This window comes from Candidatus Pantoea gossypiicola (assembly GCF_008632075.1).
Classification (GTDB): Bacteria; Pseudomonadota; Gammaproteobacteria; order Enterobacterales; family Enterobacteriaceae; genus Pantoea; species Pantoea gossypiicola.
Map to the genome: position 1 here is coordinate 24921 of NZ_VWVM01000028.1, position 10333 is coordinate 35253.

Below are 10333 nucleotides of genomic sequence, written 5' to 3' on the forward strand. Positions count from 1 at the left end.
AAGAACAGCTATATCAGCCAGTACGCCACCGGTATGGCCACTATTGGCAGCAGCAACAGCAACAGCAACAGCAACAGCAACGCAGGCATTATCGCCAGAACAGAAATATCGCCGACCCGCTGCAGCACACTAATATTCATACCCTGGCACCACAGGAGCATCAGGCACTGGCGGAGATGCGCGGCGCCGCAGGCGCGGCGAACTTCGCCGGCAGGCAGAGCCTGCCAGGGTTTAGCGCGCGGGCTGACAGGCGGCTAAACCGCCTGCCGGGGAAAATCAGTTGCTGAAGACGTGGCCGTCATGGAATACATAACCGCTGCTGAACAGGTCACGCGCCCAGGCTTCAAAATCGAAATAGCTGCGCAACGGCTCCGGCACCTCATTTAACAGGCCGTTGTCCTCCACCATCTCCCGCGCATAGTCTTCCTCGCTTTCCGCCTCGCCGCGGTATGCATCATCAAACGCGTCATAGTCACATTCGCCGGTATACTCCGCCCAGGCGATAAAAGCGGCTTCCCTGCCCTCTTCTTCGGCGCATTTGTAAGCGGCGATAAAATCCCAGTCTATGGCGCTTTCAGAGACAAACCGTGACGGAATGCCTTCCCAGTCCTGGAACATAAATTCGGCATCCCATTCATCGGCATGCAGCGCCTGACAGGCCTCGTAAAAATCCTCCCTGCCGTCAAACTCCGTCAGGTCAAACCATTTGCCGAAAATGCTGCCGCAGTTGTACTTGTGATAAGTGCCCACGTAGACAGCAGGCGTGGTGGTCGTAGTGCTCATAAAAATTCCTCCGTGATTGATGTCGTCTGAGTTCCGGCTTACGCCGTGCCGACACGACAGCCGGGCGAAAAGCGGAGGATGCAAGGGCGTCACCGAAGCCGCAGCGCAGTAAAAAAGCAGGAGCAGGCTGGACGGTTTGACGGCGAAAAATGAGCCGGAAAACGACGGGAAGACGGCGGATAATGCCTTTGAAATAAACTGCGACCGGGTGAAGGTGACGGCGTTTACGCTTCCCTTGCATCAGCCGCGGCCCGGCTATAGTAGAGGCACGGCGTTTGCCGCAGGCCGCACGGCGCGTTACTCACTGCGAAGCCGGAACAGCGTGGAGGGTGAGCATGAAAAGCGGAGCGGCAGCGCGACATCCTTATAAGAAAAAAGCCGGAGGTTAACCCTCCGGCCTCATCTCACGCTGCCAGCAGCGCTTTCAGCATTTCCAGGTCCGCCATGCCCTGACAGACACGCGCGGGGGTCGGTCTGCCGGTCTCCCACGCCAGCCCCTCCTGGCGGTTCAGCTCACATTCTGCGTTACGCACCAGGCGTGAAAGCACCTGCGCCGGAACCATCACCTGCCGGGTAACCGCTTCACGGTGGCGGGTCAGCAGATCGCAAACCGACGCATCCGTGACGCCTTTCCGGCGATAAACATTCATCGTGTTGCTGCCGATAATTTCCAGCAGAGCCGAAATCTCTTCATCTGTCGGGTGCAGCTCCCGACACGCGGTGTGAATCCCCTCTTCCGTCCAGACCAGCAGTGACAGAGGTTCATCCGGGGTAAACATCCGCGTCAGTTCATCACAAAGCGCTTTACGGTTTCCGTACATGGTTAATCTCCTTACATTCGGTTCAGAAGACCGGGCGGAACACCGCCCGGTCGCAATCAGTCGTGAAAACAGTCGCTGAACGCCAGTACACGCATGTAAACGGCGAGATACTGCTCGTTGAGATTGCGGAGGAAATCAGCGGCCAGCGCATCAACCAGCGCGGGGCATCCGTCGTGATACTTTACTTCCAGCGTCCGGATATGCAGGCGCAGGTCGCTCATGGTGTTGGATAGCACTGCCAGGTCGTCACGCAGTTGTTCATGTCCCTGATAATTCATTACGCGGCCTCCGGCAGGTCGTCGTTAGCGGCCGGGTACTGCATGGCGCGCAGGACGGCGGCCAGACGCTGCTGCCCGGCCCGGTGGTACTGTTCCCGCAGTTCGATACCGATGTAGCGACGGTCAGCCTGAAGCGCAGCCACGCCCGTGGAGCCACTGCCGGCAAAGGGGTCCATGACTATCGCGCCGGGATGTGTGAAGGACTCAATGAGTGGTTGCAGGCTGGTTACGGGCTTTTCGGTCGGGTGGTGCCGGTTGCCGCTGTATTTCCAGCTCAGGACGTCCGGTAATGGATTCTGAGGCAGTGCCGGACGGCCTTTCGCCAGGATATAGGCGCATTCGTGGCGGTAGTCCACATAGGCAGATTTAGAGGTGTAGGTTTTGGCGAACACCAGGTGGCCGACAACTCTGAATCCCGCATTTTTCCAGGCGGCCATAAAGCGATCAACGCGGTTCCAGCCGTAGAAACTTACCATGAGCGCGTCTTTTTTCAGTACACGGTACATCTCATGGCAGGAGGGTTGCAGCCATTCATCGGTGCGGTCGCCGGCAATCGTGTGCCCGGAACGGTCGCGAAAACCTACCAGATATGGCGGGTCGGTCAGAATGAAATCGACAGCATTATCCGGAAAGCCGGACATTATCCGGACGCAGTCACCCAAAATAAATCGGGACATGGTATTTCTCCTTTCTCAAATGCGGCACCCTATGCGCCGTGCCGATACGAAAGCCGGGCGCAAAGCGGAGAATGCAAGGGCGGTGCCGCAGGCCGCAGCGCAGTGAAAAAGCAGACGCTGGCTGGACGGTTTGACGGCGAAAATTGAGACGGAAAACGACGGGAAGACAGCGGGTAATGCCTTTGATATTAACTGCGACCGGGTGAGGACACCGGCAGAGCGAACCCTTGCATTCGAAGCGGCCCGGCTATAGTAGCGGCACGGTGGTCACATGATGGGAGGAACCTGAAATACAGCCTATGTTCCGGACTGAAGAATACATGGATTTCGCATGCGAAATCTTTTGATTTAATCACGTCGATGCAGCTGTATAAGAGCCTCAGAAGGACGATAGTGCTGCTTTGCCCATCGCCCGTAATTATTTACGGACTCATACTGACGTTCTGTAGCACCATCACGGTAATAATGTATATGGATAATTCCATGAAACTGCAGGTAACTGGCTACAGTGGTTACGTTATTACGAACGAAGCGCGTGTGGCTCTGGAAGGTATCAAGATCAACTCCATCCTGTCCGTCATCAAGCGCATCAAGAATAAAAGCGATTAATGCCGAAGCGATAGAACGTCTGCCAGAGCCCGCGATACAAGCATCAAGTTCTTGAAAGGTCATGTGGATTTCCTGTTGTAACGGTAGCTGGCATCCTCTTCAATTGCTGCTACGAACCATCCGGTAGCAGTTTGCCTGTCTATGCTATCAGGCAAGGAAGCGACTAACTGCTCAAGCGGAAGTGTACGATTAGCTCTGAATATCAGCGCCGACATACCACACCAGTCCTGGTTACTTTCGGGTTTCCAGCCGATGCTGAGCATCAATGTTAACGCTGTCTGAGCTGCCCAAAACGGAGTTTCAGCCGGGTTAGAGGCCCATGAAAGTAACGCCGTGCCGGGTACGGGCCTGCTTCTTGTAACGTATCCTAAATTAATAGCCGCTTCTGTTAATGCGGCAGCTGCTTCGGATTGCGTTCCGGGATAACGAAGCGCCCAGAAGCGAACAATTTGGCCACGGAATGCCGTGGCCATTTCGGTGAACGGGGTTGATTTCATCACTAAGCTCGCATCCCTTTGACGCATAGTTCAGAAGCCTCAACTGAAATCTCACCAATTTCCATTTTCACCCACACATACCCATCTTTGTCTGGCGCACGGTCAGTCATTATTACCCCTTGCTGACCGTCTATCTCGACAACAACCTGCCAGGTTTTTACATCTGAATTGCTGCCCAAAAGCCTGGTTGGTTTTTTGTTCTGAGCCTTAGATTTCGCATGCGAAATCTCACCTTTGCTTTTGTTCTTCACTCCATCAAGAACCGCTTTAACCTGCGCGCGTGAAATACCAGACACCCGCGCAGCTGCGACAAGTTTCTCGGCCTCTTCAGGAGACTTTTCATTTACCTGTATCAGTGTGTATGCCAAATCGACATCGGATGTGACTTTATCCCGGAGAAGGGCGGTAACATTTTCCGGTGCATCAATGAGACGAAGGTGTTTACTGACAAATGAGGTAGGCTTACCCATTGTTTTGGCGATCTGCTCACCCGTCATATTGAACTGATGCTTGAGCTCATAGAACGATTTTGCGGTCGCTAATGGTTTCAAACCAGACTGCTGCAGGTTTTCAATGAGCTGGCCGATGATGCGTTCTTTTCTTTCCCGTGGTGGTTTACCAACATAAATATCAATATGGGTATCACCACGTTTACGAGCAGTACGAACACGCGTTTCGCCTAACCATATCTGGTAGCCACGTCTGTCGCGAGGATAACAGCGAGGCGGGGTAAGCATCCCTATAGTTTCGAAGGTATCAGACATACCATCGATGATGTCTTCCTCGAAGTCATCTTCAGGTCGCACTTGTTCTTCAGCATAAACCAGATCTATATCTACGCGGATTATCTGTCCATCAGGTTCGATATCCGGGCGGGCAATATCCGCCATAATCTGGTGCGCAGCTTTATCATGGCTCTGCTCATCTGGCTGTTTATTTGCAATGACCTGTTCAATATCAGAAACAACGGCAGCATTTTTTTTCATTTCCTGCTGCGCCTGGAGTCGCTTCATAAAAGGTTTCTTGGCCATTACTTGCCTCCTGCGAGCATAATAATTTTTTGAGTAAGTTCCTTATACTGAATTGCAGGAAGACACTTAGGGTCATATTCATCAAAGGAGAGACCAAGTTCAATCGCTTCTTTTGCAGCAGCAGGTACAAATGATATATAGGCGAGAATGTATTCTTCGGAATAGCCTTTACCTTGAAGAATCTCGATGAGGAGATTTAGATTCAGTGTATCAATAGGCCCCAGATATCCTTCTTTAAGCGGTTTTTTATAATTTTTCACCTGCGTCTGAGTTACATAAGTCCCCATGAATTGCAACGAAGGATTATAGTTCCGCTTAATTTTCTGCATATAAGTAAGTTGTTTACCAACTGCATTACGGGCCTGCTTCTCCAGCAGGGTAGGAATAAGAAGGTAATCAGCTGACATATGCGCTGCGATCATAACATTTGAATATGATGGCGCTGAATCAGCAATAATAAAATCAAACTGTTTCTTCAGTTCTTCAATACGATCCCTGAAGTCGAACATGCAGTCGCTGTTGCGGTAGTTAATTTCATTAAGCTCACTGGTTGCACCGATAAAGAAACGCCCGCCAGGAAGTTCAATCGGTCGAATCTCTGTTTCTGGAAAGAAAAGCTGATATGTATTCGCCTCGCCGGGGGTAAAACTGTTACTTAAAGGTTCTCGTTCTATCTCATAAGGTAAGTCATCGGGGAAAGCTCTCTCCGTCAGACCAGTTGTCCAGTCCATATCAATTTCAAGCACACGAAAGCCAGCACTACGAAGGTCATGTGCAATTTCACTGGATGACTGCGATTTAACGATTCCGCCCTTCTGGCTGCATACAACGATGAGTTTTCCGATGGGTCCAATTTTCAGGGTCATGGATCTGTCCTTAAGATTTCGCATGCGAAATGTTTGAGAAGGGGCGGCACGACTTGAGAGAGCATTTCAGTAATCTAATGAGATGATTGCAGTATTTCATACACACTCCTATGAGTCAGGCGTTTCGCCAGATGCAGAAGCAGCTATCTGCCTCTGCGTTGATTGTCGTGCTTTCGGGACGACACAAGTAGTATACAGAAAAACCATTGGGTATCAATAATGATACGCAATAGATTTCGCATGCGAAACCACATATTGAGTATTTCTGGTGATCATATTTGATTTTGCGCCGCAATGGGTTGGACATTCAGGTAATTCTGCCCATAAATATTAAAGGGCGAAGAGTGGTTAACCCTTCGCCCTTAGTTACGTTTCCGGTCTTATCAGTCGATAAGTTCGCGGATCAGTTCCAGAACTGCAATCAGCGCATTCGCACACGCGACTACAGCCCGCAGAACGATGATTAACAGGTTAATCATCCGTTTCTCCATAAAATGGAGCGAGAGAGACTCCGCTTACTCTTATATTGCCTGTCACGAAGCATATCTCATTGTTAGATGATGATGTTCTCACTCCGGCCAGAGCACCAGTTAACAGCACCACCTGTACTACTGATCAGGGCTTTAAAATCGTTCATGCGCGATTCCGGAGCAAAAATATCACAGCGCTAACTCGATGATTATACAGCGTGTATCTTTGACTTCTACCCCATACTTGAGAAATTACCCCAAAGGTAATATTATTGAAGCGTTAGATGATGATGTTCTCAACCGGTCAGGGTTCCTGCTCAGGCCGAAGTAAAAAAACCGACCTCACCAGTCGGTTTTTTTACGCCCATATTGTGCTGGCAAATGGTGTGCTCCAGCTGCGCGGCCAGCGGCAATGTTGCTGGCATAACCCGGCATCGATGCGCCAGTGCGGTCGCAGAACTGCTGGCAAATACTCTCTGATACGTAATCCCCGCGTCAGCCTGGACGTTCAGGTGTTTCTGCGCAACTACCCGCGATATGGAGTCTGTGATAATTCCACTTCAGTATTCCTGTATCTGTACTGATCCAGTAGCATTCTGATTCCGTTCTGCATGAACTCGGAATTAGAACTAGGACCGATGATTACTTTTTCTATCGGCATTCTCCCCCGGTACTTATCTCCCTGATGGGCTTTAATTTCAATATAGGGTATCAGCCCATTTTTCCCGACGCGGAAATTAATTTCATGGACACCCTTTATGGGATACAGAACAAACCTGAACTCTTTTTCTTCCATGAACCGGTCATTTTTAAAGAAGGGTGTTACCGTACTGGCAAATTTTGCAGCATGAAGAGGTTCCAAAAGCATCCGGTATTCTTCATTCTCCACCTGCTTCAGACTATTAAAGAAGTTAATTATTTGTTCTTTAGCCTGTATGGTTTCTCCCTTCTCACAATATATCACCCTGTTCGAAACATACTCGCAATCATCGAAATTAAGAGACTGTAGCAGATCGTCGCTCTCAAACTGGAGGCACACTCCTTGCGAACTGGCATAACCTCTCCACTGGCTCAGCAATTCAGGCTCAAGGCAAAAGGAAATGTTATAAGCATTCTTTGACTGTCTCAGATCATACTTATTCATTGACTCGACAATGTAATTTACGTAATCCCGCGGAAGGCTGTCTGTGATAAATGGGATTGCCTTTCGGATACATTCCATGCCGTGAAGCAATTCCTGACTGTCATTAAGAAAATAAAGATTAGTCGCCCACAGTGAGCCATTTTCGATAATGCCTTTCAGTCCATTGAGATCAGTATAATGGTACAGTTTCATGCTGAGTATCCGCTCTGCTCAATAACAATGTTCTGGCCGGGATTATACCGTGTTCAGCCTTTACCGTGCTGGCATTTCGTCCGCAGCAGCTGCGCGGCCAGCGGCAATGCTGCTGGCATAACCCGGCATCGATGCGCCGGTGCGGTCGCAGAACTGCTGGAAAATACTCTCTGATACGTAATCCCCGCGTCAGCCTAGACGCTCAGGTAATTCTGCCCAGAATAAAACGCAGCTAACAAATTTCTAGCAGGTGAAGCACTTATGGGATAACGTTTCGTGGCGCCTTGTAAGCTCCATGTAATCATCTCCATCTGGCCTGAAATCGGTGAGCATATATTTCTACATCATCATTCGTGAACTGGATAAAAAATCTACGTAGCGCTCAGTTTTAACGTCGAAATCTTTACGTCGCTGAATTAAGGCTTCTTTCCTTAACTCGTGCCGCTGTGATAATTTGAGCGTCAGATACCTACCTAATATTGTTAGCGCTGATCCAAGCCCAATTTCAACGGCGTTATCAGCTACATTTACCCACTCAGTCGCCATTTGCTACCCCATTCTTCCTGTGGCGATCATGGTCGCTAGTATAAATCCGCATGCACTTGGACATACAGGTCATTCTGTCCAGTAGATAGGCAGTTACCCTCCAGATAGGGTATACCACCATGATTCAGTCTCTAGGTACAATTATGAGTTCGTCTGCTGCCGTAACCGTTCTCACCGGTGTAACCGTTTTTGTTGTTGGTCAGCTCATCGCAAAAAGATTCATTGAGCCTTATATATCATTCCGGGAATAATTAGGGAGGATTACAGCGCTTTTATTACGTGAACAAGCAACGATAACAAATTTTAGAGCCAATCATGAAACCATCCACGATTTGAAAGACGCTGCGTCTCAGTTAATGGCGAAGTATTCGGCCTTGCCTAGCAGCCTCAAAAGAGACTATGTGGTTATAAAGTTTGTACCATCAAAATCTGAAGTCCTTGGGGCAGCGCAAAATCTGAATGAGATCACCTCAATACTTGCTGGCAACAGCAAGGAAAATACCTACGTTCTCATAAAGGAGATTGGACTCAAGCTCAATATACCAACTACCTATTCTCATTAATCCTTCGCCACATTGGACACTCAGGTAATCCTATCTAGACCGATCGAAGCATCCCCCTATAGCTTTCAGCCTTGCACTAAGAATGTGCAAAAAGTGCTTTTCCACCTGGACATTCAGGCACTATCGGAAAAAGTGTCCAGGAAATAGTTCTGGTGATCGTATTTAAATTTGTTGACCCAAAGTGCAAACCGTGAGTCTGTTCAGAATTCGTTTCTGAACAGGCGAGGGGTTGGACAAGCCCGCCGGGCGCGTCAGGTTGTAACAATTGGGTATACCCGTCTTCCGGCGGAACTCCCGGATTTCCTGGCAGGTCACGCAGGTCACCGCCGACGGCACTCGCGCCCGCCGGTATCACCTCCCCCGCAGACCTCGCACGTCTTCCGTCCCGGTCCCGCCAGCCGGCTGCGCATGTGGTGGATTTCCAGCTCTTCCGTCAGGGCTATCACCTTCATCGCCTTTTCCACAACGTCTGCCATTTCCCTTTCCCTCCTCATGGCCGACCTCACGCCCCACGGCCAGCTCCGCCGTCAGGTTTACCTGCTGTGCGCTGGCCGCCAGCAGCCGCTCCCGGTTTTCATGCCTCATGTTGATGCCCCCCGTAAAAAGGGCGCCGCTGCGCCCAACCCGACATGGGCGCATCTTCCTGCGCGGCAGGAGCAAGAAGGACACGGGCACGGGCACGGCGCGCGAGTTCGTGCCGTTCGCGGAGGTGAACTGGATTTATCAGACCGGTGAGACCGGGGTGCGCATGAACGGGGCAGAGAACCACCTCACGGGCGTACGTAACCTCGGGCGAGGAGGCCAGGATTGAGGGGCAGCCGACGAAGAACCTGACCCTGGACGTGTCGGTGGTGCAGCAGACGGCCGGAAAGGGCTACAGCGACACCGCGGGCGTACTGGGGGTGGTGTCAGCTTCTGACGGCCTGACTCAGCACTTATTGTTATGCATGACAGTGACATAGGGCGCAGTCGCGTGGCAACACATAGGCAGTGCGGCATGGTCTCCCGCCTGCGGTCCTACCTGTTCATGGTGCAATCAATAATACCATCGGAACCGTGAAGCGGTGACGCTCGCCCTGTAAGGGCGCTACTGTCCCAGCCCTGGTCTTTCAGGGTTTTGGAGGCGCAGGTGAGTCGGAACAGGTCGGACTGAGCGGCCAGGTTGCCGCTGCAGGGGCGAAAGAGGGAGTCAAGATGCTGGCGCAGTTTGCCGGCCGGGCCGTGTTTGCGACCATGTTCGAGTAACCACTGGAGGTCAATTGCGACGCTCCCGGGGAAGCGTTTTTGCTTTTGGGCGGCGGCCAGCCAGCGGATCAGGAACAGGTTTTCGGCACAGGGCGCGCCAGCCCCAGCGCTGCCAGGGCGCAGAACGCCAGATGGCTGAGCGCTGAGGTGGTGTTTTCCGGGGAAACGGATGAGTTTTTTTCAGTCCATGGCTGCCCTGTCCCTCGACGCAACGGATTAGTGGCGGATCTGCGCCAGGTCGTCTTCAGACAGACCTGTCATTTTCATGACGGTATTGCGGTCGGTAAGTAATCCATAGATGCAAATGTCAGATTGCGATGCGCCTGTTAGGGCGCGGCTGGTAACAGAGCCTTACAGGTGCATTTGAAAAACCTCCGGCTATGCCGGAGGATACTTATTCCGTTACCCCAGTTTCAGCCCTACAACCAGTGCATTCAGGTCCATGATTTCATTGCTACTATGAAAGGTGTAATGCCCGTTCAATAAATTGCCCGCACCATGCTGCAGAACGGCATGGACCGTAATACCGTCATGAAAATGACCGGCCTGACCGAAGACGACCTGGCCCACATCCGCCACTGACTTATTCAGCGGCCCCGGCAGCCGCCCAG

Annotated in this window: 12 protein-coding genes and 3 pseudogenes; 1 reads left to right on the forward strand and 14 read right to left on the reverse strand. The window is 51.2% G+C overall.

The genetic code is table 11. The annotated features are described in order from the left end of the window. Nucleotides 1-8: 8 nt before the first annotated feature. The 14 genes and pseudogenes from F3I20_RS24380 to F3I20_RS24280 all read right to left on the reverse strand — a co-directional run. Nucleotides 9-140: a hypothetical protein gene (locus F3I20_RS24380; protein ID WP_255471560.1), complete on the reverse strand. Its 132-nt coding sequence runs from the start codon at nt 138-140 to the stop codon at nt 9-11. Nucleotides 141-276: 136 nt separating this feature from the next. Next, nucleotides 277-783: an antirestriction protein ArdA gene (locus tag F3I20_RS22235; RefSeq protein WP_150015796.1), complete on the reverse strand. Its 507-nt coding sequence runs from the start codon at nt 781-783 to the stop codon at nt 277-279. A 404-nt stretch (nt 784-1187) separates the two neighbouring features. After that, entirely contained in the window at nt 1188-1604 is a 417-nt protein-coding gene (locus tag F3I20_RS22240; RefSeq protein WP_150015797.1) for a DUF1380 family protein, read from the reverse strand. A 56-nt stretch (nt 1605-1660) separates the two neighbouring features. After that, entirely contained in the window at nt 1661-1882 is a 222-nt protein-coding gene (locus F3I20_RS22245; protein ID WP_150015798.1) for a YubE family protein, read from the reverse strand. Continuing rightward, on the reverse strand, nt 1882-2559 hold the full coding sequence (locus F3I20_RS22250; RefSeq protein ID WP_150015799.1) for a DNA methylase: 678 nt from the start codon (nt 2557-2559) through the stop codon (nt 1882-1884). The genes F3I20_RS22245 and F3I20_RS22250 overlap by 1 nt, the downstream gene beginning before the upstream one ends. 348 nt (nt 2560-2907) lie before the next feature. Beyond that, nucleotides 2908-3231, reverse strand: a complete 324-nt coding sequence (locus tag F3I20_RS24025) for a hypothetical protein (protein WP_190285993.1) — start codon at nt 3229-3231, stop codon at nt 2908-2910. Beyond that, nucleotides 3228-3665 (reverse strand): hypothetical protein, encoded by a 438-nt coding sequence (locus tag F3I20_RS22260; protein WP_150015805.1) that lies wholly within the window; start codon nt 3663-3665, stop codon nt 3228-3230. The genes F3I20_RS24025 and F3I20_RS22260 overlap by 4 nt, the downstream gene beginning before the upstream one ends. Before the next feature lie 2 nt (nt 3666-3667). After that, complete coding sequence (locus F3I20_RS22265) at nt 3668-4696, reverse strand: ParB/RepB/Spo0J family partition protein (protein ID WP_150015801.1); 1029 nt, start codon at nt 4694-4696, stop codon at nt 3668-3670. Then, on the reverse strand, nt 4696-5562 hold the full coding sequence (locus F3I20_RS22270; protein WP_150015802.1) for a ParA family protein: 867 nt from the start codon (nt 5560-5562) through the stop codon (nt 4696-4698). Before F3I20_RS22270 ends, F3I20_RS22265 begins: the two co-directional genes overlap by 1 nt. 383 nt (nt 5563-5945) lie before the next feature. After that, nucleotides 5946-6041 (reverse strand): DinQ-like type I toxin DqlB, encoded by a 96-nt coding sequence (gene dqlB / locus F3I20_RS24390; RefSeq protein ID WP_282440866.1) that lies wholly within the window; start codon nt 6039-6041, stop codon nt 5946-5948. A 517-nt stretch (nt 6042-6558) separates the two neighbouring features. Beyond that, entirely contained in the window at nt 6559-7254 is a 696-nt protein-coding gene (locus F3I20_RS22275; RefSeq protein ID WP_370452885.1) for a DUF2971 domain-containing protein, read from the reverse strand. Then, a pseudogene (locus F3I20_RS24565) lies at nt 7242-7368 on the reverse strand (hypothetical protein); the annotation flags it as partial. The pseudogene F3I20_RS24565 and the gene F3I20_RS22275, both read right to left, overlap by 13 nt. Before the next feature lie 2126 nt (nt 7369-9494). Beyond that, complete coding sequence (locus F3I20_RS22295) at nt 9495-9893, reverse strand: DUF2913 family protein (RefSeq protein ID WP_368668637.1); 399 nt, start codon at nt 9891-9893, stop codon at nt 9495-9497. Between the two features lie 45 nt (nt 9894-9938). Further along, nucleotides 9939-10004 (reverse strand): annotated as a pseudogene (locus F3I20_RS24280) (Rpn/YhgA-type helix-turn-helix domain-containing protein); the annotation flags it as partial. Nucleotides 10005-10208: 204 nt separating this feature from the next. Here F3I20_RS24280 and F3I20_RS24570 point away from each other — a divergent pair. Further along, nucleotides 10209-10304 (forward strand): annotated as a pseudogene (locus F3I20_RS24570) (Rpn/YhgA-type helix-turn-helix domain-containing protein); the annotation flags it as partial. Nucleotides 10305-10333: the final 29 nt, after the last annotated feature.

Excerpts from the sequence above, each read along its gene's own strand:
- F3I20_RS24380 (WP_255471560.1), bottom strand. The coding sequence starts at position 140 with ATGAATATTAGTGTGCTGCAGCGGGTCGGCGATATTTCTGTTCTGGCG.
- F3I20_RS22235 (WP_150015796.1), bottom strand. The coding sequence starts at position 783 with ATGAGCACTACGACCACCACGCCTGCTGTCTACGTGGGCACTTATCAC.
- F3I20_RS22240 (WP_150015797.1), bottom strand. The coding sequence starts at position 1,604 with ATGTACGGAAACCGTAAAGCGCTTTGTGATGAACTGACGCGGATGTTT.
- F3I20_RS22245 (WP_150015798.1), bottom strand. The coding sequence starts at position 1,882 with ATGAATTATCAGGGACATGAACAACTGCGTGACGACCTGGCAGTGCTA.
- F3I20_RS22250 (WP_150015799.1), bottom strand. The coding sequence starts at position 2,559 with ATGTCCCGATTTATTTTGGGTGACTGCGTCCGGATAATGTCCGGCTTT.
- F3I20_RS24025 (WP_190285993.1), bottom strand. The coding sequence starts at position 3,231 with ATGACCTTTCAAGAACTTGATGCTTGTATCGCGGGCTCTGGCAGACGT.
- F3I20_RS22260 (WP_150015805.1), bottom strand. The coding sequence starts at position 3,665 with ATGAAATCAACCCCGTTCACCGAAATGGCCACGGCATTCCGTGGCCAA.
- F3I20_RS22265 (WP_150015801.1), bottom strand. The coding sequence starts at position 4,696 with ATGGCCAAGAAACCTTTTATGAAGCGACTCCAGGCGCAGCAGGAAATG.
- F3I20_RS22270 (WP_150015802.1), bottom strand. The coding sequence starts at position 5,562 with ATGACCCTGAAAATTGGACCCATCGGAAAACTCATCGTTGTATGCAGC.
- dqlB (WP_282440866.1), bottom strand. The coding sequence starts at position 6,041 with ATGATTAACCTGTTAATCATCGTTCTGCGGGCTGTAGTCGCGTGTGCG.
- F3I20_RS22275 (WP_370452885.1), bottom strand. The coding sequence starts at position 7,254 with ATGGAATGTATCCGAAAGGCAATCCCATTTATCACAGACAGCCTTCCG.